The sequence below is a fragment of the Microbispora sp. H10830 genome, from assembly GCF_014161375.1.
GTDB classification, from domain to species: domain Bacteria; phylum Actinomycetota; class Actinomycetes; order Streptosporangiales; family Streptosporangiaceae; genus Microbispora; species Microbispora catharanthi.
On sequence record NZ_JABBWX010000007.1, the window covers coordinates 1 to 23,623 of the forward strand.

Below are 23,623 nucleotides of genomic sequence, written 5' to 3' on the forward strand. Positions count from 1 at the left end.
AGAAGGTCCCACGCTCCGGGGCGTTTCACCGTTTGTTTTTCTTTTGTCTTGCTGTTCTTAATTCTTCCCGACCGGCTCTTCCGTGTCAAATCCGCCCCACCGGGACTTATTTGACCCGAAACCCGCCAACCGACAGGAATTCGACCACCCCGTTTCCGGGGCAACCCCTCTAACTTACCTGATTCCCGAAAGCCCGTCGAATCGTGACGAGACATCCCGAGATCGGGTCCGATGTAAGGGAGTCACTGAGAGCCTAACAGCCGATCCCCCGAGGGGGGTTCAGGCTCGCCGGTCCTCAGCGCGTGCAGAAAGACTAGCACCCGTCGAGAGGTGCTGCGCACAACTTGGGCAACTTTAGAGTCCTGCCCTGTCTCCGTGCACTTCAAACCTCTGCCGCCACAAAGCTGGGAGAGCCTGTGCGCCCTCGCGGCGGCGAGGGCGCACAGGACGACGGCCTAAGCCGGCAGGGCGGCGAGCTGGGCCTCGAGGCGGGAGATGTCCTCGGCGGCCTGCTCGGCCCGCCGGCGCACCTTCGCCACGACATCCTCTGGCGCCTTGGCCATGAACTGCTCGTTGCCGAGCTTCGCCGTGACCTGCGCCTGCTCCTTGCGTGCCACGGCCAGGTCCTTCTCCAGCCGCTTCCGCTCGGCGACGACGTCGATGGCTCCGGCCGTGTCGATCTCCACGAGCACCGTGCCGACGGTGAGCCGGGCTGTCGGGTTGAAGGTGTCCGCAGGTTCGTCCAGACGCAGCAGGACGCGGATCGCACCCTCATGGGCGGCGAGAGCCGTACCGGACAGGGACAGTCGCGCGGCCACCCGCTGGCCGGGCTTCAGGCCCTGGTCCGAGCGGAACCTGCGCACCTCCGTCACGAGGTTCTGCAGTGAGGAGATCTCCTGCTCGGCCGTGGGGTCGAGCAGCCCGGGCGAGGCCGAGGGCCAGGGAGCGACCACGATCGACTCTCCGCCGGTCAAAGCCCGCCACAGCTCCTCCGTCACGAACGGCACGAGCGGGTGGAGCAACCGGAGCAGCGCGTCGAGGACATGCCCCAGCACCCGCTTGGTGTTCTCGGCGACCGCGCCGCCCTCGGCGAACTGGACCTTGGCCAGCTCGACGTACCAGTCGAAGACCTCGTCCCAGGCGAAGTGGTAGAGGGCGTCGGAGGCCTTGGCGAACTCGAACTCCTCGAAGGCCGCGTCGACACTCGTGACGACCTCCTGCAGGCGCGACAGGATCCACCGGTCGGCCGCCGTGAGGTCTTCGGGCAGACCGTCGGAGACAGCGCCGTTCATCAAGGCGAAGCGGGTGGCGTTCCAGATCTTGTTGCAGAAGTTGCGGGATCCGGCCGCCCAGTCCTCGCTGATCGCCACGTCGGAGCCGGGGTTGGCACCGCGCAGGAGCGTGAAGCGCGTGGCGTCCGCGCCGTACCGCTCGATCCAGTCGAGCGGGTCGACGACGTTGCCGAACGACTTCGACATCTTCTTGCCGAACTGGTCGCGCACCATGCCGTGCAGCGCCACGGTGCGGAACGGCGGCTGGCCGTCCATCGCGTACAACCCGAACATCATCATCCGGGCGACCCAGAAGAACAGGATGTCGTAACCGGTGACGAGCACGGTCGTCGGATAGAAGCGGGCCAGATCGGGCGTGGCGTCGGGCCAGCCCAGCGTGGAGAACGGCCACAGCCCGGAGGAGAACCACGTGTCGAGGACGTCCTGGTCCTGCTCGTAACCGGCCGGCGGCTCCTCATCGGGCCCCACACAGACCATGTCGCCGTCCGGGCCATACCAGACGGGGATCCGGTGTCCCCACCACAGCTGGCGCGAGATGCACCAGTCGTGCATGTCGTCGACCCAGTCGAAGTAGCGCTTGGCCAGCTCCGGCGGGTGGATGCGGGTGCGGCCGTCACGCACGGCGTCACCGGCGGCCTTGGCCAGCGGTGTGACGTTGACGAACCACTGCAGCGACAATCGCGGCTCGACCACGGTCTTGCAGCGGGAGCAGTGGCCGACGGAGTGCACGTACGGCCGCTTCTCGGCGACGATGCGGCCCTGCTCGCGCAGCGCCGCGACCACGGCGGGCCGCGCCTCGAACCGGTCGAGGCCCTGGAAGGGCCCGTGGGCGGTGATGACGCCGCGCTCGTCCATGATGACGAGCGACTCCAGCGAGTGGCGGCGCCCGATCTCGAAGTCGTTCGGGTCGTGCGCGGGGGTGACCTTGACCGCGCCGGTGCCGAAGGAGGGGTCCACGTGCTCGTCCGCGACGATCGGGATGCGCCGCCCGGTGAGCGGCACCTCGACGTACTTGCCGACCAGGTGCGCGTAGCGCTCGTCGGCGGGGTGGACGGCGACCGCGGTGTCGCCCAGCATGGTCTCGGCGCGGGTGGTGGCGACGACGATCTCCTCGTCGCCCGAGCCGTACCGGATCGAGACGAGCTCGCCGTCGTCGTCGCTGTGCTCGACCTCGATGTCGGACAGGGCGGTCAGGCAGCGGGGGCACCAGTTGATGATCCGCTCGGCGCGGTAGATGAGGCCGTCGTCGAACAGCTTCTTGAAGATCGTCTGGACGGCCCGGGAGAGCCCCTCGTCCATCGTGAAGCGCTCACGCGACCAGTCCACGCCGTCGCCGAGCTTCTTCATCTGGCCGAGGATCCGGCCGCCGGACTCCTCCTTCCACTGCCAGACGCGCTCGACGAACGCCTCACGGCCGAAGTCGTGGCGAGACAGGCCCTCCTTGGCGATCTCGCGCTCCACGACGTTCTGCGTGGCGATGCCGGCGTGGTCCATGCCGGGGAGCCACAGCGTCTCCATACCCCGCATCCGGGCTCGCCGGGTGAGCGCGTCCTGGATCGAGTGGTCGAGGGCGTGGCCCACGTGGAGCGACCCGGTCACGTTCGGCGGGGGAAGCACGATGCTGTACGGCTCGCGCCCGCTGCCCGGGTCCGCGGTGAAGTAGCCCGCCGATACCCAGCGCTCGTAGCTCCGGATCTCGACATCGGCGGGGGCGTACTGGGTGGGCAGCTCAGACGTAGTCACGGTGCCCAATTCTAGGGACGTCCGGACGCCGCCCGAGCCGTCGCCGCACGCCCTGTGGACAACGCGCCGGCGAAGGCCCGCGTCAGGCCGACTTCTCCCTCGGGGTCCGCTGCTGCTTGGCCTGCAGCTGGTCGCGTGGCACCAGGGTCGGATTCACGTGCTCCAGCACGGCCTCGCGGGTGATGACGACGCGGGCCACGTCCTGGCGGGAAGGCACCTCGTACATCACGGACTGGAGGACTTCCTCCATGATGGCGCGCAGCCCGCGGGCGCCGGTGCCGCGCAGGATCGCCTGGTCGGCGATGGCCTCCAGCGCGTCGTCGGAGAACTCCAGCTCGACGTTGTCGAGTTCGAGCAGGCGCCGGTACTGCTTCACGAGCGCGTTGCGCGGCTCGGTGAGGATCTGGATCAGCGCGTCCCTGTCAAGGTTGTGCACCGACGTGATCACCGGGAGCCGGCCGACGAACTCGGGGATCATGCCGAACTTCAGGAGATCTTCCGGCATGACGTCCGAGAAGATGTCGGAGGAGTCCATCTCCTCCTTCGAGTGGATGATCGCGTTGAAGCCGATGCCCTTCCTGCCGACCCTCGACTCGATGATCTTCTCGAGACCGGCGAAGGCGCCACCGCAGATGAACAGCACGTTCGTGGTGTCGATCTGGATGAACTCCTGGTGGGGGTGCTTGCGCCCGCCCTGCGGGGGCACGCTCGCCGTGGTCCCCTCAAGGATCTTCAGCAGGGCCTGCTGCACGCCCTCGCCCGACACGTCCCGCGTGATCGACGGGTTCTCGCTCTTACGGGCGATCTTGTCGACCTCGTCGATGTAGATGATGCCGGTCTCGGCCTTCTTGACGTCGTAGTCGGCGGCCTGGATCAGCTTGAGGAGGATGTTCTCCACGTCCTCGCCGACGTAGCCGGCCTCGGTCAGCGCGGTCGCGTCCGCGATGGCGAACGGCACGTTGAGCATCTTGGCGAGGGTCTGCGCGAGCAGGGTCTTGCCCGATCCGGTCGGGCCGAGCAGCAGGATGTTGGACTTGGCCAGCTCCAGGCCGTCGTCACGGCCCCGCTCCCCGGACTGGACGCGCTTGTAGTGGTTGTAGACCGCTACCGACAGGGCCTTCTTCGCCTTGTCCTGCCCGATGACGTACGCGTCGAGAAACTCGTAGATCTCGCGCGGCTTGGGGAGGTTGTCCCACTTGAGCTCGGAGGACTCGGACAGCTCCTCCTCGATGATCTCGTTGCAGAGATCGATGCACTCATCGCAGATGTAGACGCCTGGTCCGGCGATGAGCTTCTTGACCTGCTTCTGGCTCTTGCCGCAGAACGAGCACTTCAGCAGGTCTCCCCCGTCGCCGATGCGTGCCACCCCAGATACTCCTTTGCGTGGGACCGCCCCTGCCGCCGCGGTCGCTTCCGTCCGCACCTGCTCACGATCCGGGCTCATGATCCTGGATCATGAGCCAGCGATCGCGATCCGGTGCGAAAACGTCATCCCGCTCAGGTTTCGACGTTACCGTCTCTCGGGCCCTCAGTGAGCCCCCTAGCGGTGAGTCGCACCGGAACGTGCCCAAATGGGCACCGTTCCGGTGCGGCAACTCCCTCAGGAAGCGGCGACCGCCGCCGCGCGCTTCTTCCGCGACGGGATGATGTCGTCCACCAGCCCGTACGCCTTCGCCTCCTCGGCGCTGAGGATCTTGTCACGCTCGATGTCCTTGCGGACCTCGTCGGGCGCCTTGCCCGAGTGCTTCGCCACGATCTCCTCGAGCAGCGACCTCATCCGCAGGATCTCACGAGCCTGGATCTCGATGTCACTGCCCTGGCCGCCGCCCTCGGTGTAGGGCTGGTGGATCAGCACGCGGGCGTTGGGCAGCGCGAACCGCTTGCCCGGCGTGCCGCCGGCCAGCAGGACCGCTGCGGCCGAGGCCGCCTGCCCAAGGCAGACCGTCTGGATCTCGGGCCGGACGAACTGCATGGTGTCGTAGATCGCGGTCATCGCGGTGAACGAGCCGCCCGGCGAGTTGATGTACATGCTGATGTCGCGGTCCGGGTCCAGCGACTCCAGCGTCAGCAGCTGCGCCATCACGTCGTTCGCCGAAGCGTCGTCGATCTGGACGCCGAGGAAGATGATGCGGTCCTCGAACAGCTTGTTGTAGGGGTTCATCTCCTTGACGCCGTACGACGTGCGCTCGACGAAGGAGGGAAGAACATAGCGGCCGTTGATGTCACCCGGCCGGATCAGCTCACTCATCTGGGAAGCTCCAGTCACGAGACGGCGCCCTCGGAGGGCACCTGGCGGGCGCTGCGCACCACGTGGTCGATGAAGCCGTAGTCCTTGGCCTCCTCGGCCGTGAACCAGCGGTCCCGGTCGGAGTCGCGCTCGATCTGATCGAGCGGCTGGCCGGTGTGGAAAGCGATCCGCTCCGCGAGCGTCTTCTTCACGTAGAGCATCTGCTCGGCCTGGATCGCGATGTCGGCCGCGGTGCCGCCGATGCCGCCCGACGGCTGGTGCATCATGATCCGGGCGTGCGGAAGCGCGTACCGCTTGCCGCGGGCGCCGGCACAGAGCAGGAACTGCCCCATGGAGGCGGCCAGGCCCATGGCGACCGTGCAGACGTCGTTCGGCACGTACTCCATCATGTCGTAAATCGCCATGCCGGCGGTCACCGAGCCACCGGGGGAGTTGATGTACATCCAGATGTCGCGGTCCGGGTCATCGGCGGCGAGGAGCAGGAGCTCAGCGGCCAGCCGGTTGGCCACCTCGTCGTTGACCTGGGTGCCGAGCACCACGATCCGCTCGCGCAGCAGGCGCTGGTAGAGCTGGTCCTCGAGGCGGGAGGGGCCACCCTCCGGGCTCCGGGCCTCGAAGCCGGAACCACCGGTCGGGAAGAAGGTCGGCGGGCTGGTCACAGCGTCACCTTCCGATGCGTCGTAATCGATTGGCTTTGCTTGTGACCTTAACGCGCGACGCAGACAGGTCATGCCCGTGCGCCGTACTGTTCGCTGACGGCGCATGCCCGGCCCGCCACGGGGCCCCCGCGCCGCATCGCCCGTGTTTCCCGCCGTGGCCGCACGGCAGGGGGCGCAGGGATCTCAGCCCTACGATTACTCCCCGACACGCGGTAAGAAACAAATTTGCAGGGATTTGCCCGAACATAACCGGAAACCCCCGGCGCACCCGAGTGCGACGGGGGTTTCACCGTTACCGCCACACCGACCGGCCTCCCGGCCGGTCGGTGGCAGAAGTCAGGCGAGAGCCTGGGAAATCAGCTTTCCTCGGCCTCGTCGGCGGGCTCCCCGGCACCCGCCTCCTCCACGCCCACGGCCTCCTGCTCGGGGTTGAGCTCGGCGTAGATGGCCTTGACGTCCACCTCGTTGCCGGCCGTGTCGGTCACCTTGGCCGCGTCGCCGATGAGGGTCTTGGCCTTCTCGCGCACGATCTCCATCATCGCCAGCGGAAGCTGGTTGTTGTCGGCGAGGTGCTGGGCCAGCGTGTTCGGCGCGACACCCATCTGCATGGCGCGGCGCACCACGAAGTCGGTCAGCTCCTGCTCGCTGACGCCGATCTCCTCCGCCTTGACGATCTTGTCGAGCACGAAGCCCGACTTGAGCGCCTTGGCCGAGGTCGACTCGTACTCCGCGAACAGCTCCTCCTCGGAGGTCTGCTGGAGGCGGAGGTACGCCTCGCGGCTCAGGCCGCTCTCGGCGACCTGGTGCTCGAGGTTGTGCTTGCGCGCGTCGATTTCCGCCTGGAGCGCGCTCTCGGGCAGCGGGATGTCGATCTTGTCGAGCAGCGCGTCGAGCGCCTTCTCGCGGCTCTGCACGACCTGGTCCACCAGCTTGTTGCGGCGAACCTGCTGACGGATGCTGTCCTTGAGCTCGTCGAGCGTGTCGAACTCGCTGGCGAGCTGCGCGAACTCGTCGTCGAGCTCGGGCAGCACCTTCTCCTTGACCGACTTGACGTTGATGATCACGTCGGCCTCCTCGCCGGCGTTCTCACCGCCGACGAGCGTGGTGCGGAAGGTCTTCTCGTCACCGGCGGCCATGCCCTCCAGCGCGTCGTCCAGGCCCTGCAGGACCGAGCCCGCACCGACCTCGTACGACACGTCGGCGGCCTGCTGCTCGTCGAGGTTGCGGCCGTCGATCTCGGCACGCAGGTCCATCACGACGTAGTCGCCGTTCTGGGCCGGCCGCTCGACGCCGGTCAGCGTCGCGAAGCGCTGGCGCAGGGCCTCGAGCTGGGAGGTGATGTCCTCGTCGGTCACCTCGGCGGGGTCGACCACGACCTCGGCGCCCTGGTAGTCCGGAATGTCGAAGGCGGGGCGGATGTCCACCTCGGCGGTGAACTCGACCTGCTCACCGTCCTCGATCTTGGTGACCTCGATCTCCGGCTGGCTGACCGGGAAGACCTCGGTCTCGTCAACGGCCTGGCCGTACAGCTTGGGCAGGGCGTCGTTCAGGGTCTCCTCGAGAACCACCGCGCGGCCGAAGCGCTGCTCGATGATCCGGGCCGGCACCTTGCCAGGACGGAAGCCGGGCACGCGCACCTGCTGCGCGACCTTCTTGTACGCGGCCTGCAGGCTCGGCTCGAGCTCCTTGAACGGCACCTCGACGGTGAGCTTTACCCGGGTAGGGCTGAGCTCCTCGACAGCGGTCTTCACGGGGTGGTCTCCTTGATCCAGCATCTGGTGATCGCGGGCACGTCGTGCACGGCAACCGCGGCACAGTAACGCGCGCCGCGCCCACGTGAAAGGCGCAAGATCACCGTCTCGCCTGCACGCGACCTGTCCGGGCATGCTCGACTGTGGCGGGTGTCCAACGCCAAGGGCAGTCTAGAACAGATGAGGCCCGGTAGCGACTGATCAGAGGTCGGCCATGATCTGCCGCAGCAGGTCCACCGTCTCCGTCGGGGTGGTGCTGACCGCGCAGAGGCGTTCCATGACCTCGCTGTAGCGATCGACTTCTTCCCGTTTGTCCAGGTAGAGCGCGCTGGCGAGCTGCTCGACGTACACGATGTCGGGCAGGTCGGGATCGGAGAACCGCAGGATGCTGAAAGCACCGCCCTCGGCGGCGTGTCCGCCATAGCTGAACGGGATGACCTGGATGGTCACGTTGGGCTGGTTCATCAGGTCGATGAGGTGCTGGATCTGACCCCGCATCACCTCGACGCCGCCGATCGGGCGGCGCAGCGCGGCCTCGTCGATCACCGCCCAGAACTTCGGGCTGTTCTCGCCGTCGAGGATGCGCTGGCGTTCCAGCCGCAGGTCCACCCGCCTGGCGATCTCCTCCGGCGCCGCGCCGACCGCGCCGGCCATGATGACCGCCCGCGCGTACTCCTTCGTCTGCAGCAGGCCGGGAACGAACTGCACCTCGTAGGTGCGGATGCGCTCGGCGGCCTCCTCCAGGCCGACGTAGGCCTGGAACCACGAGGGCAGCAGGTCGTTGAACCGGTGCCACCAGCCGGGCTCGTTGGCCTGCTCGACCAGGTTCATCACGACATCGCGCGTCTCCTCGTCCTCCACCCCGTAGAGGGCGAGAAGGTCGGCCACGTCGCGTTCCTTGAATCCGACCCGGCCCAGCTCCATCCGGCTGATCTTCGATTCGGACGCCCGGATGCACTGGCCGGCCTGGTCACGGCTGATGCCCTTGCTCTCACGGAGCTTGCGGAGCTGGGAACCGAGAAGGATGCGCAGAGCCGTCGGACCCGATCCAGCCTGGATCTGTATCACGGCGCCTCCCTCTCACCTCGGCCTTGTGTGCCGCCAAGGGACGACCCGCACGACACCCCCAGCCCACACAGTGTCACCACTTCGGGCTCCGATGACAAGGTCTGATCTACGTGTCCCTGACGGTTAGCACTACCGCATTGTGCGTATGCACGTGACAATTGCACGTGCATTTGGGTCTTGCAGCGGCAGGAGGCGCTGATCCATCATGTCTAGGTGCATATTGGGCCAAATGTGCACCAGTCCTCGATTCAGGCCAGCGGGAGGTACGGGCAACCATGTCGGACGAGCCCAAACCCGGCGGCCAGCTGACCCGCGACGTGGGATTCGGCTGGTTCCGGAGGGCGGCAGGGGCGTCCGATACGACGATGTGCCCCCTGGCCCCGCAGGCCGACTCCGTCAAGACCGCGCGTGACGTCACGCGGACGACCTTGCAACAGTGGGGTCTGTCGGAACTGAGTGACGACGCGGCACTGGTCGTGAGCGAACTGGTGACGAACGCGGTTCGTTACGCGCTGTATCCGGCGAACCGCTCCGGCGACCGGCCGATAACACTGACGCTCCTGCGCATCGCCCCGCACGTGCTGCTCGCCGTCTCGGATCCGAGCGACCAGGCGCCGTCGCCCGTGCAGCCCGACTTCGTCTCCGAGCACGGACGCGGCCTCTACATCGTCGAGACCTACAGCCAGGCGTGGGGCTGGGACGCGCTGGACGAGGGCGGCAAGGCCGTCTGGGCCCTCTTCCGCACCGGCGACTGACCGTTTCTCCGCGTCCGCCCGTTCCCCCGTCACCTCGCCCCAGGTTTGCGAGATCCGGGTCAGGGACAGGGCATCCGAGGAGGCTCGTCCGCCGCTTCGGTGGTCGGCCCCTCTTACTCCGCCGTTCTCCTCGGTCGCGAGGACCCGCCCGTCGGGGGTCCGTGTCTTCCATGCCCGGGAGGACGGCGCGCGGTTTGAGTACGACGACGCCACGAGATGCTCTACGAGCACATGACTCGGGACCGCGACAGGGTCGTTGCGGAGGCGCCTGGCGAGCGTTCGCGAGCACTCGAACGGCCGGCCTCCCGGCCGGGAACGGGCACGACGGAAAGCAATCGGGCGCGTGACGGGCACGGCGGAAATTCGGAGGCCGGAAAAGATTGCGGCCCAGGGTCGGGATAACTTCTCCGACCTGGGCCTTCGTCATCAGAGCGGACGACGGGAATCGAACCCGCGTAGCCAGTTTGGAAGAGTTCGGATCGCCACGGCTCAGCCTGCTCCAGCGCTGGTCAGGGGCAACTTCCGGGTGTCCGCTCGTACCTGCGACTGCCCCTGATTCCCCGCTATGACTGGCACGCTTGTGGCACGGTATGGATCATGCAGGAGACTCGTTCGTACCTGATCGGGCCGGAGGGCGGGCCGGAATGGATCCCCATACACACGCGAGATCTTGCGCGCGTCCTTACCCCTGAAGGGTGGGAGGCTTCCCTCGTGGACGGCTGGGGCGATCACCGGATTCGGGTGCGGGATGTTGACGTCTCCTTCTCGGCCGAGGATGTCGGCTGGCAGGTGTCCATCGAAGGGGATCTCCCTGCAAACGTCGCCGATGACCTTGTGGACGTCGTAACGCGGCAGATAACGGCACACGCCGGCCTGTCAGCCGTTTGGGTGCTGCTCAGCGAGTAGGCGCGGCCCCGCAGGCTTCTCCCCTGCCTGCTCTTCCCGTCTGCCTCGACCCATCGCGAAGCGACGGCGGGCCGGCGAGGAGGGTCAAGCCCGTCCTCGCGAGTACCTCAGCCAACCGCCGTTCCTCTCCCTCAGCTTCGCGAGCATGTCGAGCGCTACTCGGACAAGGCGGCGGACGGCTGGGGCTTCATCGGCCCCAGGGGCGCTCGCCTCCGGCGCTCCAGCTTCCGCCGGACCTGGAACAAGGTCCGTACGGCGGCCGGCCTTCCCGATCTCCACTTTCACGACCTGCGGCACGTGGGGAACTCGCGGGCGGCTGCCAACGGGGCCAGCCTCAAGGAGCTGATGGCGCGGACGGGTCACTCGTCCACTCGGGCGGCCCTGATCTACCTGCACGCCACGCAGGACCGTGATGAGGCGAACGCCAAAGCGCTCGGGGAGGCGTTCGAGACGGCGGCCGGAACGAAAATCGAAAACTGAAGTGGCACGTGTGTGGCACGGAAGATCGTAAACAGTGTCGTGAGATCACAAAGGCCAGGCACGCCGTATGGGGTGACCTGGCCTTTTGCAGTGAGAGCGGACGACGGGAATCGAACCCGCGTAGCCAGTTTGGAAGACTGGGGCTCTACCATTGAGCTACGTCCGCGCGCGCCCGGTGTCCATCTGGTCTAGACTTCATCCGGTCGTCAGGGCGTAAGCGTACCGGAGTCTCGGAGCGCTCGCGTACCCGACGGGACGGGGCGTGGCGCAGCTTGGTAGCGCGCTTGCTTTGGGAGCAAGAAGTCGCAGGTTCAAATCCTGTCGCCCCGACCAGCACTCTGCACGTCAAAGGCCGCCTCCGGTGATCGGAAGCGGCCTTGTCCGTTCCCTGGGCGACCGAGGCGACCGACTGTGTGACCAGGGCTCCGTCGGTCACCAGTCGAGGAGCAGCCCGTAGCCGTCCTGGGTGGCTCGATCCATCCAGTCGAGGCAGTCGGTGAGAGCCGCATCGTCCAAAGCGGTTTCCACGAAATCGTCGAAGTCCGGAGGCTGTTGGATTCGGACCTTCTGCCTGGTGGGCACCAGGGAGTTCCACGACCGTGCGAGTTCCACCATGAGATCGCTGTGAACGGGAAGCCTCGCCTCGGTTGGGGCGTCTGCGCCCCATCGAGGGGCCGGTGGTACGGCTGGGAGTGGAAGAGCCAGGATCCGTTCTCGGACGGGGATGAGTGCCGGGCGCGTGGCCCAGGTGTTCGTGCGGTCCCGGGCGGTCGCAGCGTGGTCGCGGAGCACCTGCCATTGCAGCGCGACCTGCCGCGTGATCGCGTAGCAGTACCACGCGTGCAGGTAGTCGCGATGGGCCCCGCGACGGATCTGGTCGAGGTGAGACCGCCAACGGTGCAGACGGCCCGGAAGCTCCGCGGGCAGATAGCTGCGATAGGCCGCCAGCCGCCACTCCGCGGGGAAGACGGGGCTGAGGACGAAAGCGCTCACCCGCCGGTAACAGTCAGGGCCGGAGTCCACGTCGACGTGATGTACGAGCTCGCATGATCCCGGGCCGGCGTCGACCTGGAGATGATCGAACTCCCCTTCGAACCAGTCGCCCGTGGCCGCGAACGCCGCGGCCTGCTGCTGGACGAGCACGGCCAGGACCTCTGGGGAGGCACCCGGCACGGGCCGCATCCGGATCCAGTCAACGCCCACGACGTCCTCGGCCTTCGGTCGTGTTCCGCCGGGCCTGGAGATCATGGTGGGCCGGCTCATACGGGTGTGCGGTCGCTGTGGTGGGGCTGGGCACGGGCATGTCTTTACGCGTGACATAGAACACGATCGGCATGGTGCTCTTGAGAAGGGTTCCCGGAGCCGGTTCTTGGCCGACAACGATCCAATCCGTCGGGACCTTCATCTCCTCGCCGTCCACGGTGTGAATCTCCGCGACGAATCCGAGAGCGGTGACCACTCTTCTCGCGGTCTCCGCGTCCTGATACCAGAGCTCGGGCATCGTGGGCGCGTCGAGGGCCGATTCCGTCGGCCGTCCCGGCGCGGTGGGCGCGCGGTACGGCGTGGTGGAACCAGGGGCGGGGAGAATCAGCGCGAAGGTGGCGATGACGGCGCCGGAGGCGGCGACGATCGCAGTGATCAGAGGTATCGCCACGGAGCGCCGCATGGACGATGCGTACCACGATCTTGGCGAGAGTTCGAGCCGGATGGCCCAGGTGACCACTGGACCGTCGGGCGGGCTGCCCGCGCACCGGCGTGACCGACGTCAGGGGCCCGGCACCTTTCTATAACCTGTTCTCGCTACCCCCGGAACCCTGAGGAGCATCATGGGTGACCTGGTCCTCGTCGGCCGGCCCTCCGAGGCCGTCGCGGTCGTGACGCTGAACCGTCCGCGCAAGTACAACGCGATCTCCAAGGCGCTGCTCGAAGAGTTCCATGACACGCTCAAGCGGCTCGCGGAGGAGCCCGGCCTGCGCGCGATGGTCCTCACCGGGGCCGACCCCGCCTTCTGCGCGGGCCTGGACCTCGGCGAACTCGAAGCGGCAGTGAAGATCGGCCACCCCGACTCCATCCTCCCGCTGCGGAACTTCCCTGTGCCCGTCATCGGGGCGGTCAACGGCGTGGCGGTGACCGGTGGCCTGGAGTTCGCTCTCGCCTGCGACTTCAGGATCGCCAGCGAACGGGCGAGGTTCGCCGACACCCACACCCGCGTCGGCATCGTGCCCTCCTGGGGCATGACGGCCCGGCTCAGCCAGGCCGTCGGGCAGGCATGGGCCCGGCAGATGACGTTCACCGGGGACTTCGTCGACGCTCCCCTGGCACTGCGCATCGGCCTGGTGAACGAGGTCGTCGCGCACGACCGGCTGCTGCCCCGGGCAGTTGAGCTCGCGCAGAGCATCGCGACGACGACGCCGGAGACGCTGGGCAGGATCCGGGAGATCTACGACCTCCTGCGCGACGGCACCGGCGCCGACGGCCTCCGAGCCGAACTGGAGACCGGCCGGGACGGGCTCGCCGTCACCAGCCCCGAGGATTTCGCCGCCCGCAGGCGCGCCGTGTTCGACCGGGGCCGGACGCAGACCCGTTGAAAGTCACTCCTCCTCCACGTACGGATGGGTGAGGAACTCGATGGCGTGGCCGTCGGGGTCGTCCACGTACACCCCGCGGCCGTGGTGGCGGTGGTTGATCTGCTGCGGCTCCTGGTGATGGGGGCCGCCCCAGTAGGGCAGGCCCCGCTCGGCGATGCGGGCGCAGATGTCGTCGAACTCGTCCTCAGAGACGAGGAACGCCAGGTGCTGCATGACGATCCGGTCCCGGTCGACGATCGAGTCGGCGTAGTCGATCGTCACGCCGTTGCCGACCCGGACCGTGGCGAACGGCCCGAACGCGCCGGGCTCGGGCTCGCCGAGCAGCCCGGTCAGGAACCGGGCGGACTCGAAGCGGTCGCTGCTGTGCACGATCGTGTGATCCAGTTGAGCGGTCACGTCGCCCTCCAGGTTTCCTACGGTCTTCATCGACGCAATACCGTGGACAGGTGATCGACAAGCACATCTCCCGCGTGCTCGGGCTACTCGGGCAGGACGACACGCTCCGGGTCCTCTCCGGACTGGTCCTGCGTCCCGGTGAGCCGCTCGACAAGGTCACCGGGCTCGACCGGGAAGTGGTGTCCAAGGCCCTGGACCGGCTGGAGCGGGGCGGCCTCGCCGTACAGGACGGGGACGGCTGGCGGGCGCGGCCCGAGACCTTCCGCGAACTGCTGCGCACGATCCCCTCCACGCCGGCGGACCCGATGGACGCGTTCCTGGTCGGCGGGCGGCTCGTCTCCATCCCCGTGAAGAGGACCAAACGGCTGATGGTGCTCGACTACATCGCGCAGGTGTTCGAGGTGGGCGTGCGCTATCCGGAGAAGGAGGTCGACGTGGCGCTGCGGGCGTTCCACGACGACTACGCCGCGCTGCGCCGTTATCTGGTGGACGAGGGGTTCCTCACCCGGGAGGCCAACGTCTACTGGCGCTCGGGCGGAACCACCTGACGCAGCCGTCTGACCGGGTCCGGCCACATCGGCAAACGCCCTTTCCCGACGGGCCCCCGGCGCGGACACTGGGAGTTATGGGCGAGCCGACCAGGGTCCTTCTCGACGAGTCCCGGATTCCCCGGAACTGGTACAACGTCGTCCCCGATCTGCCCACGCCTCCCCCGCCGGTGCTCCACCCGGCGACGCTGCAGCCGGTCGGCCCCGACGACCTCGCCCCGCTCTTCCCGGCGGCGCTGATCGAGCAGGAGGTGTCGGGTGAGCGGTTCGTCCCGATCCCTGACGGCGTCCTCGACGTCTACCGCCTCTGGCGGCCCACGCCCCTCATCCGCGCCCGGCGGCTTGAGCGCGTCCTCGGCACGCCCGCGCGGATCTACTACAAGTACGAGGGCGGCAGCCCGTCGGGCTCGCACAAGCCCAACACGGCGGTCCCCCAGGCGTACTACAACGCGCGGGAGGGCGTGCGGAGGCTGACCACCGAGACCGGCGCGGGCCAGTGGGGCTCCGCCCTGGCGTTCGCCTGCGCGCAATACGGCCTGGCCTGCGAGGTCTGGATGGTCAGGGCGTCGTACGAGCAGAAGCCGTACCGCCGCACACTGATGAAGATCTACGGCGCGACCCTGCACGCCAGCCCGTCGGCCGTGACCACGGCGGGCAGCAGGATCCTGGCGGAGGACCCCCACTGCACGGGGTCGCTGGGCATCGCGATCAGCGAGGCGGTCGAGGTCGCCGGGCAGCACGACGACACGCGATACGCCCTCGGCTCGGTGCTCAACCACGTTCTGCTGCACCAGACCGTGATCGGCGAGGAGGCGCTGGAGCAGTTGGCCGTCCTCGGCGAGACCCCGGACGTGGTGATCGGCTGCACCGGCGGCGGCTCCAACTTCGCCGGGCTGGCCTTCCCGTTCCTGCGCGAGAAGCTGGCGGGGCGCATGAACCCCGTGCTGCGGAGCGTCGAGCCCGCCGCCTGCCCGTCCCTGACCCGGGGCACCTACGCGTACGACTTCGGCGACACGGCGGGGTTCACGCCGCTGATGAAGATGCACACGCTGGGGCACACGTTCGTGCCCGACCCGATCCACGCCGGCGGGCTGCGCTATCACGGCATGTCGCCGCTGCTCTCGCACATCTACGCGCTGGGCCTGGTGGAGGCCGTGGCCGTCACGCAGACCGAGTGCTTCGACGCGGGGATCCGCTTCGCCAGGGCCGAGGGGATCGTGCCGGCTCCCGAACCCTCCCATGCGGTGGCCGCGACGATCGCGGAGGCGTTGCGGTGCGCCGAGTCGGGCGAGGAGAAGGTCATCGTGATGTCCCTGTGCGGGCACGGCCACTTCGACCTGCCCGCCTACGAGAGCCGTCTCGCCGGCCGCCTTGAGGATTTCACGCTTCCGCAGGAGCGGATCGACGCGGCCCTCGCGCACCTGCCCGCCGTCTGATGTAACGCATGCCCGCCGATATCCGTTTCGTCCCTTGACCGGCGGGTACGGCTGCGCCATCGCGCCGTCATACCGACCGGAGCACTCATGTCAAACGGCTGAAATGCGCGGTATCAGCTCCATACGATTCTGGAACACCATCCGCTCTCTCCGGAGAAATCGTTGAACCGGAACTGCGTCATCAAGGACCCCGCCCCGGGCAACCGGGCGCAGTGGCGCCGCAGCAGCGCCGCGTCCGCGCACGAGCGGCTGGCTTTCCTGAACGAGGCGAGCCGGCGGATCGGCAGCACGCTCGACTTATCCGAGACGAGCCGGGAGCTCGTCGACGTGGCGGTCCCCCGCTTCGCCGACGCGGCGGCCGTGATGGTGCAGGACCGCCTCATGGCGGACGGCGAGTTGTCGTCCAGGCCGGTGGACGGGACCACCCTCGTACGCCGGGTCGCCCTGGGCGTGGCCGGTGCCGATCCGGACGCCTGGATGACGGCCTTCCCCGTCGGCGAGGCGACGGTCTACCCGGCGATCCTTCCGCAGGCCCAGTGCATGGCCGGCGGCAAACCGCTGATGTACCCGGCACTCGACAAGGAGAGCGCCCGGCTGATCGGCGCCAGCCTGGACCGGGAGGAGGCGGTCGCCTCGCTCCTGACCGACTCCTCGTTCCTCGCGGTGCCCCTGCGAGCGCGGGGAAGGGTCCTCGGGTGCCTGATCTTCACCAGGCACCCGGGCAGCCTGCCGTTCGAGGAGCAGGACGTGGTGGTGGCCGAGGACCTGGCCGCCCGCACCGCCGTGTGCATCGACAACGCGCGGCTGTACACCAGGGAGCGCAGGACCGCGCTGACCCTGCAGAGCAGCCTGCTGCCCGTCGAACTGCCGCAGGCGCTCGGCATGGACATCGCCTCGCGCTACCTGCCCGCCAGCGACCTGATGGGCGTCGGGGGCGACTGGTACGACGTGATCGCCCTGCCCGGGTGCCGTACCGCCCTGGTGGTGGGCGACGTCATGGGCCACGGGACCAGGGCCGCCGCGACCATGGGCCAGCTCCGCACGGCCGCGCGGACGCTCGCGAGCCTCGACCTGCCGCCCGACGAGGTGCTGTTCCGGCTCAACCTGATGAGTCAGGACCTCGACCCGAGCCAGATCGCCACGTGCATCTACGCCGTCTACGACCCGGTGACGCGCAACTGCGCGCTCGCCCGTGCCGGGCACGTGCCGCCGATCCTGCTGCACCCCGACCGGTCGACCGAGATCATCGAGCTGCCCTCGGGCCTGCCTCTCGGCATCGGCAGCGACCCGCTGGAGTCACGCGAGCTGGTCCTGCCGGCCGGAAGCGTGCTCGCCCTCTACACCGACGGCCTCGTGGAGAGCCGGGAGCGGGACCTGGACGCCGGGATCATGGGGCTGCGCCGCCTGCTCGCCGGTCCGATCGAGGACCTGGAGGACATGTGCGACGTGATCATCAGCAGCCAGCGGTCCGGCCACGAGCGTGACGACATCGCCCTGATGGTGGCCCGGGTGCGCGATCTCGACCCGGACGAGGTGGCGACCTGCCCGTTGCCGTCCGACCCGCGGTTCGTCTCGCACGCCCGCCGCTTCGTCCGCAGCACCCTGCAGAGGTGGGGACTGAGCGGCCTGGTGGACAGCACCCAGCTCATCGTGAGCGAACTGGTCACCAACGCGCTCAAACACGGCTGGCCGCCGATCGAGCTGCGCATGCTGCGCGGCCGCACGCTGGTGGTCGAGGTCGTCGACGGCTCCCCCGCCGCTCCCGCCCCGCGCACGGCCGCCCCCGACGAGGACACCGGCCGCGGTCTCCAGCTGATCAAGCGGTTCGCCTACCGCTGGGGCACCCGGCCCACCCCGTACGGAAAGATCGTGTGGGTCGAGCAGCATCTCCCTTGACCCGGACGTTCCCTCCCCTGCGAGCGTGTATGACTGATCGTTGAGAAGAGTTACGGTCGAATGGGGAGTTCGTGGCGAGGAGGGGACATGATCGACATCCGTGACGCGTACCGCAGGGCGCTGGACGGTTTCGGGGACCGCCTCCATCTCGTCCGCCGCGGACAGTGGGAGCTGCCGACTCCTTGTGTCGACTGGGACGTCCGGGGGCTCGTCAACCACGTCGTGGCCGAGAACCTGTGGGCCCCCGAGCTGCTGTCCGGCCGTACGGTCGCCGAGGTGGGGGACGCCTTCGAGGGCGACGTGCTCGGCGACGACCCGCTCAAGGCGTTCGAGGCCTCCGCGCAAGGCGCCGTCCAGGCGGTGTACGCCGAGGGCGCCCTGACCAGCGTGACCCACCTGTCCTTCGGCGACGTGCCGGGCGAGGAGTACATCACCGAGCTGTTCGCGGACGCGCTGATCCACACCTGGGACCTGGCACGTGCCATCGGCGGGCCGGAACGGCTCGACCCCGAACTCGTCGCCTCCTGCTCGGAATGGTTCGAGAAGGCGCGGGAGGACTACCGTGAGGCGGGGGTGATCGGGGACGAGCGAGGCGTTCCGGCCGGCGCCGACCAGCAGACTCATCTGCTCGCCGCCTGGGGCAGAAACCCGTAGGTCCTGTCGCAGGGCTACCGCACGGTCCTGTCGGAGGGCTACCGCACGGTCCTCTCGCAGGGCTACCGCCCTGTGGGCCGCCTGCCGTGGTTGGCCTTCTTCTTCTTGCGTGCCTTGGACTTGCGTGCGCGCCTGCCCATCACGACCGCCTTCCGTCGAGTACGGCTTTCGCTCACTGTCCTCCCCCGAACCGCCGGCGGCAAGTACCCGGACCCCAACTCAACATGTCTCCACGTTCGTGAGGCATAATTTGTTTGAATCTGTTGACAGGAGTGGTGGATGCTGGCCCAGCAACGGCAGCAGGCGATCCTGGAGAGGGTACGCAGAACCGGCGGGGTGCGCGTCGCGCAGCTCGTGCGCGACCTCGGGGTCTCGGACATGACGATCCGCCGCGACCTGGAGGTCCTCGCGGAACGCGGCCTGATCGTCAAGGTGCACGGCGGGGCGACCGCCACCGGCACCGGCTCGACGGAGGAGCCGGGCTTCGCGGCCAAGTCGGTGCGGCAGCAGGCCGAGAAGGAGGCCATCGCCCGCCGGGCCGCCATGCTCGTACGGCCGGGCAGCTCCGTCGCCCTCTCGGCCGGGACCACGACCTGGACACTGGCCCACCACCTGGTGGACGTGCCCGAACTGACCGTGATCACCAACTCCGTCCAGGTGGCCGACGTCTTCCACCGGGCGGGACGGCCCGACCAGACCGTGGTGCTGGTGGGAGGCGTGCGCACGCCCTCCGACGCGCTGGTCGGCCCGGTGGCCGTGGCGGCCGTCCGCTCCCTGAACGTCGACACGCTCATGCTCGGCGTGCACGGCATGAGCGTCCGGGCCGGTTACACCACACCGAACCTGCTGGAGGCGGAGACCGACCGCGCCCTCATCGCGGCCGCCCAGCAGCTCGTGGTCCTGGCCGACCACACCAAGTGGGGGACGATCGGTATCAGCACGATCGCCGCCCTCGACGAGGCCGGCGTGGTCGTGAGCGACGTCGGCCTTCCGGAGGAGGCGCGCGCCGCGCTGTCGGAGCACGCAGGCGAGCTCCTCCTCGCCGATCCGTCCGGGGAGACCGAGCTGGAGACCGCACTGTGACGCCGGACCTCTGCAGGAAGCCCGCTGTGCCCCCGGACATCTGGAAGCCCGCTGTGACCCGGGACACCGCACCGTGAAGCTGGAGACCGCTCTGTGAAGCGCACCATCACCCATCTCGCCGACGGCCGTGAGCTGATCTATTTCGACCGGCGCGACGACGCCGACCACAGCGCCATCGACGCCAGGGACCTGCCGCCGCGTCCGCTCGCCTCCGAGTTGCGCTACGACCCCCTGATGGACGAGTGGGTGGCCGTGGCCCGGCACCGCCAGACGCGCACCCACCTGCCGTCCGCCGATGAGTGCCCGCTCTGCCCGGGTCATCCCGGCTCGGAGATCCCCTCGCCGTACGAGGTGGCGGTGTTCGAGAACCGCTTCCCGTCGTTCAGCTTCAACACAGGTGCGTACGAGCAGGTGGGCGGGCTGAGCGAGGTGCGGCCGGGGATCGGGCGCTGTGAGGTCGTCTGCTTCACCTCCGACCACGACGCGTCGTTCGGTTCACTGAGCGACGAGCAGGCCGAGCTGGTCGTCGAGGCGTGGGCCGACCGTACGGCCGAGCTGTCCTCGCTGCCCGGCGTGGAGCAGGTCTTCTGCTTCGAGAACCGCGGCGCCGAGATCGGCATCACGCTGCCGCACCCCCACGGCCAGATCTACGCCTATCCGTACGTCACGCCGCGTACGCGGCAGATGCTGGACGCCGCCGCCCGCCATCAGGGCGGCAACCTGTTCGCGGACGTCCTGGCCGCGGAGCGGAGGGGCCCCCGGGTGGTGGCCGCCAACGAGCACTGGACGGCCTTCGTCCCGGCCGCCGCGCGCTACCCGTTCGAGGTGCACGTCTACCCGCACCGTCAGGTGCCCGACATCCCCGCGCTGTCGCCCGAGGAACGGGCCGCATTCGCGCCGCTCTACATCGAGGTGCTGCGCCGCCTGGACGGGCTGTTCGGCGTCGTCATGCCGTACGTCGCGGCCTGGCACCAGGCCCCGGTCGCCTACCGGCGCGACCTCGCCTACCTCCACCTGCAGCTCTTCACGATCCGGCGCGCGCCGAACAAGCTGAAGTACCTGGCCGGGTCGGAGTCGGCCATGGGCGCGTTCGTCAACGACGTGCTGCCTGAGGAGGCCGCCCGGATGCTTCGCGAAGCGATAACGGCTTGATCTCCGGTTGGTTGCGACTTTGGTGGCAGCCACGGTTTCTTTACCACTAGTATCCCTGACACCGGCCGTCACAACCGGTACGCCTAATCCCGGGCGCCCCGCCCGGGAGCCGGGGACCCAATCACGCACCTGGGGTCAAGGCAGTGGCCTGCCCGGGCTCCTCCAGCCCGAACCCGTCAGCTAACCCGGTCGGCAGATGGAGAGGAGTGGGCTCTGCCCCGCGCGTTCCCCCTGGCTGTCGGCGTGCTCGCCTCCGCCGTCCTCGTGTTCGGCACGGCCGCGCCCGGTGCCGCCGACCCCAAACCGACGGAGAAGCAGCTCAAGAAGGAGCTGTCGGACCTGCGGAAGAAGGTCGACCGGTTGATCGGCGACTACAACGCCAAACGCGTCGCCCTCGCCAAGGCCCGCGTGGAGGAGAAGGCGGCCCGAGGCCGGCTGGCCAAGGCGGAGGCCGACTACGAGGCCGCCAGCGACGCCGTACGGCAGCTGGCCGGGCTGCGCTACCAGACCGAGAGCGCGATGGCGCTGCCCGACATGAACACCGCCGCGCTGAACTACCAGCTCAAGGAGGAGCAGGCCGCCAGGCTCGCACACTTCGACCAGGTCCGCGCCGAACGGCAGCGGGCCGCGGACGCCGCCAAGACGCTGACCGGACAGCTGAAGACGCAGGCCGTCGAGGTCGCCGGACAGCGCGAGGACGCCGAGGATCTCATCGACGAGATCAAGGACAAACTCGACGCGCTGATCCCGATCGCGCCGGGAAAGCGCGCGGGCGGGTCGTGGGCGCCGGAGCTGCCCAGCGGCTCCGACAACATCACGCCCCGGATGCGGCTCACCCGCGGCGAGGTCGAAAAGAACTTCGACCTGCGGTTTCCGGTCGGCTGCTACCGCGCGGAGAACAGCGGCGAGCACCCCCTCGGGCGCGCCTGCGACTTCATGATGAGCTCGGGCGGCGCCATGCCCTCGCCCGAGATGAAGGCGCTCGGCGACAGCCTGGCCGCCTGGGCCATCAAGAACGGGCCGAAGCTGGGCGTGATGTACGTGATCTGGCAGCAGCGCATCTACAACCTCGGCCATCCGGGCTGGCGGACCATGTCCGACCGCGGCGGAATCACCGCCAATCACTACGACCACGTGCACATCTCGATGTACTAGACCCGCAAGCCGCCTGCCTGCATGTTTGGTCTCGACATCTTCGAACGCGGCGTCCTTGCCGAACGTGAGCGAGGTCGGGGCAGCATGACCGATCACGCTGAACGCCCACTGCTCTTCCTCGACGTCGACGGGCCGCTTCTCCCCTTCGGCGAGGGCCCGCAACGCGCACCTCGGGGCACTACACCGGACTCGCGCTTGGCGCGGCTCACCTCCGAGGTGGGGAGTCGGCTGGCAGCGCTGCCCTGCGAACTCGTCTGGGCGACAACCTGGGAAGAGGAGGCGAATGCCGAGATAGCACCCCGGATCGGGCTGCCGCGACTGCCTGTCGTGAGCTGGCCGGAGCCAATCGACCAGCACAAACGTGAGGACCAATGGTTCGGGCTCTGCTGGAAGACCCGCACCCTCGTGAACTGGGCGGGCGGACGCCCGTTCGCCTGGGTCGACGATGAGATCACCAACGCCGATAGGGAGTGGGTCTCCGTACACCACAGCGGTCGGGCTCTCCTTCACCACGTGGAGTCATACAGGGGACTCGCCGACGAAGACTTCGCCGTCCTCGATCAATGGCTTCGAGCCTTTTGAATCACCCGCGATCCACAGAATTCGACAATCACTCCAGATCAAGCAACTGTTGCCGTTGCCTATAAGCGAGATGCCCGTTTGTGTAGCGTGCAGCCCATGACTGCCGGACAACATCCCCGCCTGGCGGATGTGTTTCCCGACCTCACCGCTGAGATCATCTCTCTGCTGCGGGAGGACGAGAACGACCCTCTTGCCGACACGGTCGAGGACCTGCTGTTCTACGGCGTGTGCACCTGCAGGTCCACGTGCACCAACCTCTTGACGGCCCCGCGAGGTTCCTCAGGTTGCTGGGTGGTGCAGTTGGAACGCAACGGCGAAGACGTCATCTGGCTGAGCTTGGACCCCACCGCGACGACGATCACGGACATCGAGGTTTGTGACGGACGTGACCTCGGTCCGGCAAGCCGCCGGCGGAGCGTCTCTCCGTGGCGAACTGCCTGACAACGCTCGCGGACGATGGTGGACACCCCGTGGGCGACGGTGGACGGCCCGGAAAGGTCAGGCACCCACGATGTCGCCGATACTGCCGGTGATGACCGCCGGCTTCTAGCCCGACGGCGGCGGGCTGGTCCGCCACGCCAGGACCATCCGCGCCCGCGAGGAGTGGTTCGTAGACGGCGGGTGGCGGGGCGGCCCGGCCGGAGCCGACGTCAAGACGGCAGAGTTCCTCTGGCACCGGCGATGATCAATTCGAGGCCGTCGTGGAAGGCACGGTCCCTGCGCTCTCTGGGCCAGCTGTCGACTCCGGTCTTGCGGGCCTGTTCCTCGATCGTGTAGCCGTTGACGTAGGCCAGGGCCGTGTCCACGGCGACGGTGGCCGTGCCGGCCGGGACACCCGCGGCGATCAGGGCGGCGATGAGACGCCTGAAGGTGGTGACGGCCTCGTCGCCCGGGTGGTGGAAGCCGGATATGAGGCGGGCGCCGTCGCGGTGGGCCAGCATGACCTCGCGCACGCCGGACGCCACGCCGCGCAACAGCTCGTCCCAGGGGGCGTCGGAGGGCGGAACGACGTCGTCCGCTGGACTGACCAGGTGCGTGACTATGGCGTCCAGCAGGGCCTGCTTGCTGGGGTAGTGCCGGTACAGGGCGCTCGCTCGCACGCCGAGCCGGCTCGCCAGCAGCCGCATGGTGAGAGCGTCCAGGCCTACCTCGTCGAGCAGTTCGATCGCCGCCTGCAGCACCTCGGTGCGCCGCTGCCCCATCGCGTCCTCCTGAATCGGGGTTGACAGTC

At 68.4% G+C, this 23,623-nt stretch carries 23 protein-coding genes, 2 tRNA genes and 1 riboswitch; of the genes, 14 read left to right on the plus strand and 11 right to left on the minus strand.

Features of this window, described 5'->3' with window-relative positions; genetic code table 11:
- Positions 1-455: 455 nt before the first annotated feature.
- The 6 genes from HHX35_RS18810 to HHX35_RS18835 form a co-directional block, all read right to left on the minus strand.
- Complete coding sequence (locus HHX35_RS18810; protein WP_139576456.1) at positions 456-3,044, minus strand: valine--tRNA ligase; 2,589 nt, start codon at positions 3,042-3,044, stop codon at positions 456-458.
- A gap of 73 nt (positions 3,045-3,117) precedes the next feature.
- Entirely contained in the window at positions 3,118-4,401 is a 1,284-nt protein-coding gene (gene clpX, locus HHX35_RS18815; protein WP_079317756.1) for an ATP-dependent Clp protease ATP-binding subunit ClpX, read from the minus strand.
- A gap of 234 nt (positions 4,402-4,635) precedes the next feature.
- Positions 4,636-5,283 carry an ATP-dependent Clp protease proteolytic subunit gene (locus HHX35_RS18820; protein ID WP_139576457.1) on the minus strand — a complete coding sequence of 216 codons (648 nt, stop codon included), beginning with the start codon at positions 5,281-5,283 and terminating at the stop codon, positions 4,636-4,638.
- 14 nt (positions 5,284-5,297) lie between these two features.
- Positions 5,298-5,942, minus strand: a complete 645-nt coding sequence (locus HHX35_RS18825) for a ClpP family protease (RefSeq protein ID WP_030509565.1) — start codon at positions 5,940-5,942, stop codon at positions 5,298-5,300.
- Positions 5,943-6,298: 356 nt separating this feature from the next.
- Entirely contained in the window at positions 6,299-7,693 is a 1,395-nt protein-coding gene (tig, locus tag HHX35_RS18830; RefSeq protein WP_182900100.1) for a trigger factor, read from the minus strand.
- A 201-nt stretch (positions 7,694-7,894) separates the two neighbouring features.
- Positions 7,895-8,761 (minus strand): helix-turn-helix transcriptional regulator, encoded by an 867-nt coding sequence (locus tag HHX35_RS18835; RefSeq protein WP_182900101.1) that lies wholly within the window; start codon positions 8,759-8,761, stop codon positions 7,895-7,897.
- 275 nt (positions 8,762-9,036) lie between these two features.
- Here HHX35_RS18835 and HHX35_RS18840 point away from each other — a divergent pair, with 275 nt between their 5' ends.
- The 3 genes from HHX35_RS18840 (at position 9,037) to HHX35_RS18850 (ending at position 10,902) form a co-directional block, all read left to right on the plus strand.
- Positions 9,037-9,516 carry an ATP-binding protein gene (locus HHX35_RS18840; RefSeq protein WP_139576460.1) on the plus strand — a complete coding sequence of 160 codons (480 nt, stop codon included), beginning with the start codon at positions 9,037-9,039 and terminating at the stop codon, positions 9,514-9,516.
- A 597-nt stretch (positions 9,517-10,113) separates the two neighbouring features.
- Positions 10,114-10,422 (plus strand): hypothetical protein, encoded by a 309-nt coding sequence (locus HHX35_RS18845; protein WP_182900102.1) that lies wholly within the window; start codon positions 10,114-10,116, stop codon positions 10,420-10,422.
- 27 nt (positions 10,423-10,449) lie between these two features.
- Positions 10,450-10,902, plus strand: coding sequence for a tyrosine-type recombinase/integrase (locus HHX35_RS18850; protein WP_182900376.1), 453 nt, complete (start codon positions 10,450-10,452; stop codon positions 10,900-10,902).
- 95 nt (positions 10,903-10,997) lie between these two features.
- On the opposite strand, the gene HHX35_RS18855 is transcribed toward HHX35_RS18850, so the two are convergent.
- Positions 10,998-11,068, minus strand: a tRNA-Gly gene (locus tag HHX35_RS18855).
- A 90-nt stretch (positions 11,069-11,158) separates the two neighbouring features.
- On the opposite strand from HHX35_RS18855, the gene HHX35_RS18860 reads away from it, so the two are divergent.
- Positions 11,159-11,235: transfer RNA gene (locus HHX35_RS18860), tRNA-Pro, on the plus strand.
- 99 nt (positions 11,236-11,334) lie between these two features.
- Here the strand turns inward: HHX35_RS18860 and HHX35_RS18865 are convergent.
- Both HHX35_RS18865 and HHX35_RS18870 read right to left on the minus strand, forming a co-directional pair.
- Positions 11,335-12,105 (minus strand): hypothetical protein, encoded by a 771-nt coding sequence (locus HHX35_RS18865; protein WP_182900103.1) that lies wholly within the window; start codon positions 12,103-12,105, stop codon positions 11,335-11,337.
- The gene (locus HHX35_RS18870; RefSeq protein WP_182900104.1) at positions 12,095-12,568 is read right to left on the minus strand and encodes a PASTA domain-containing protein; all 474 of its coding nucleotides are present in this window, start codon (positions 12,566-12,568) and stop codon (positions 12,095-12,097) included. Before HHX35_RS18870 ends, HHX35_RS18865 begins: the two co-directional genes overlap by 11 nt.
- A gap of 160 nt (positions 12,569-12,728) precedes the next feature.
- Here HHX35_RS18870 and HHX35_RS18875 point away from each other — a divergent pair, with 160 nt between their 5' ends.
- Entirely contained in the window at positions 12,729-13,490 is a 762-nt protein-coding gene (locus HHX35_RS18875) for an enoyl-CoA hydratase (protein ID WP_182900105.1), read from the plus strand.
- 3 nt (positions 13,491-13,493) lie between these two features.
- Here HHX35_RS18875 and HHX35_RS18880 read toward each other — a convergent pair whose 3' ends face one another.
- Positions 13,494-13,916, minus strand: coding sequence for a VOC family protein (locus HHX35_RS18880; protein ID WP_220505617.1), 423 nt, complete (start codon positions 13,914-13,916; stop codon positions 13,494-13,496).
- A gap of 20 nt (positions 13,917-13,936) precedes the next feature.
- Here HHX35_RS18880 and HHX35_RS44640 point away from each other — a divergent pair, with 20 nt between their 5' ends.
- From HHX35_RS44640 to HHX35_RS18925, 9 genes are all read left to right on the plus strand, one after another.
- Complete coding sequence (locus HHX35_RS44640; RefSeq protein WP_182900106.1) at positions 13,937-14,434, plus strand: DUF2087 domain-containing protein; 498 nt, start codon at positions 13,937-13,939, stop codon at positions 14,432-14,434.
- Positions 14,435-14,511: 77 nt separating this feature from the next.
- Complete coding sequence (locus HHX35_RS18890; RefSeq protein ID WP_139576465.1) at positions 14,512-15,870, plus strand: TrpB-like pyridoxal phosphate-dependent enzyme; 1,359 nt, start codon at positions 14,512-14,514, stop codon at positions 15,868-15,870.
- Between the two features lie 162 nt (positions 15,871-16,032).
- The gene (locus HHX35_RS18895; RefSeq protein WP_182900107.1) at positions 16,033-17,766 is read left to right on the plus strand and encodes a SpoIIE family protein phosphatase; all 1,734 of its coding nucleotides are present in this window, start codon (positions 16,033-16,035) and stop codon (positions 17,764-17,766) included.
- A gap of 87 nt (positions 17,767-17,853) precedes the next feature.
- Positions 17,854-18,420 carry a TIGR03086 family metal-binding protein gene (locus tag HHX35_RS18900; protein ID WP_182900108.1) on the plus strand — a complete coding sequence of 189 codons (567 nt, stop codon included), beginning with the start codon at positions 17,854-17,856 and terminating at the stop codon, positions 18,418-18,420.
- Between the two features lie 279 nt (positions 18,421-18,699).
- Positions 18,700-19,503 (plus strand): DeoR/GlpR family DNA-binding transcription regulator, encoded by an 804-nt coding sequence (locus HHX35_RS18905; protein ID WP_182900109.1) that lies wholly within the window; start codon positions 18,700-18,702, stop codon positions 19,501-19,503.
- A 93-nt stretch (positions 19,504-19,596) separates the two neighbouring features.
- Positions 19,597-20,655: a galactose-1-phosphate uridylyltransferase gene (gene galT, locus HHX35_RS18910; RefSeq protein ID WP_182900110.1), complete on the plus strand. Its 1,059-nt coding sequence runs from the start codon at positions 19,597-19,599 to the stop codon at positions 20,653-20,655.
- A gap of 70 nt (positions 20,656-20,725) precedes the next feature.
- Positions 20,726-20,864: riboswitch (cyclic di-AMP (ydaO/yuaA leader) on the plus strand.
- A 34-nt stretch (positions 20,865-20,898) separates the two neighbouring features.
- Complete coding sequence (locus HHX35_RS18915) at positions 20,899-21,810, plus strand: hypothetical protein (protein WP_310739169.1); 912 nt, start codon at positions 20,899-20,901, stop codon at positions 21,808-21,810.
- Between the two features lie 21 nt (positions 21,811-21,831).
- Positions 21,832-22,392, plus strand: a complete 561-nt coding sequence (locus HHX35_RS18920) for an HAD domain-containing protein (RefSeq protein ID WP_259405188.1) — start codon at positions 21,832-21,834, stop codon at positions 22,390-22,392.
- A 96-nt stretch (positions 22,393-22,488) separates the two neighbouring features.
- Positions 22,489-22,833 (plus strand): hypothetical protein, encoded by a 345-nt coding sequence (locus tag HHX35_RS18925; protein ID WP_182900111.1) that lies wholly within the window; start codon positions 22,489-22,491, stop codon positions 22,831-22,833.
- Between the two features lie 209 nt (positions 22,834-23,042).
- Here the strand turns inward: HHX35_RS18925 and HHX35_RS18930 are convergent, their stop codons facing one another.
- Positions 23,043-23,594, minus strand: coding sequence for a TetR/AcrR family transcriptional regulator C-terminal domain-containing protein (locus HHX35_RS18930; protein WP_182900112.1), 552 nt, complete (start codon positions 23,592-23,594; stop codon positions 23,043-23,045).
- Between the last annotated feature and the right edge of the window lie 29 nt (positions 23,595-23,623).

Coding starts and splice junctions, on each gene's coding strand:
- HHX35_RS18820 (WP_139576457.1), bottom strand. CDS start 5,283: ATGAGTGAGCTGATCCGGCCGGGTGACATCAACGGCCGCTATGTTCTT.
- HHX35_RS18840 (WP_139576460.1), top strand. CDS start 9,037: ATGTCGGACGAGCCCAAACCCGGCGGCCAGCTGACCCGCGACGTGGGA.
- HHX35_RS18845 (WP_182900102.1), top strand. CDS start 10,114: ATGCAGGAGACTCGTTCGTACCTGATCGGGCCGGAGGGCGGGCCGGAA.
- HHX35_RS18870 (WP_182900104.1), bottom strand. CDS start 12,568: ATGCGGCGCTCCGTGGCGATACCTCTGATCACTGCGATCGTCGCCGCC.
- HHX35_RS18875 (WP_182900105.1), top strand. CDS start 12,729: ATGGGTGACCTGGTCCTCGTCGGCCGGCCCTCCGAGGCCGTCGCGGTC.
- HHX35_RS18880 (WP_220505617.1), bottom strand. CDS start 13,916: ATGAAGACCGTAGGAAACCTGGAGGGCGACGTGACCGCTCAACTGGAT.
- HHX35_RS18890 (WP_139576465.1), top strand. CDS start 14,512: ATGGGCGAGCCGACCAGGGTCCTTCTCGACGAGTCCCGGATTCCCCGG.
- HHX35_RS18900 (WP_182900108.1), top strand. CDS start 17,854: ATGATCGACATCCGTGACGCGTACCGCAGGGCGCTGGACGGTTTCGGG.
- HHX35_RS18905 (WP_182900109.1), top strand. CDS start 18,700: ATGCTGGCCCAGCAACGGCAGCAGGCGATCCTGGAGAGGGTACGCAGA.
- HHX35_RS18920 (WP_259405188.1), top strand. CDS start 21,832: ATGTTTGGTCTCGACATCTTCGAACGCGGCGTCCTTGCCGAACGTGAG.
- HHX35_RS18925 (WP_182900111.1), top strand. CDS start 22,489: ATGACTGCCGGACAACATCCCCGCCTGGCGGATGTGTTTCCCGACCTC.
- HHX35_RS18930 (WP_182900112.1), bottom strand. CDS start 23,594: ATGGGGCAGCGGCGCACCGAGGTGCTGCAGGCGGCGATCGAACTGCTC.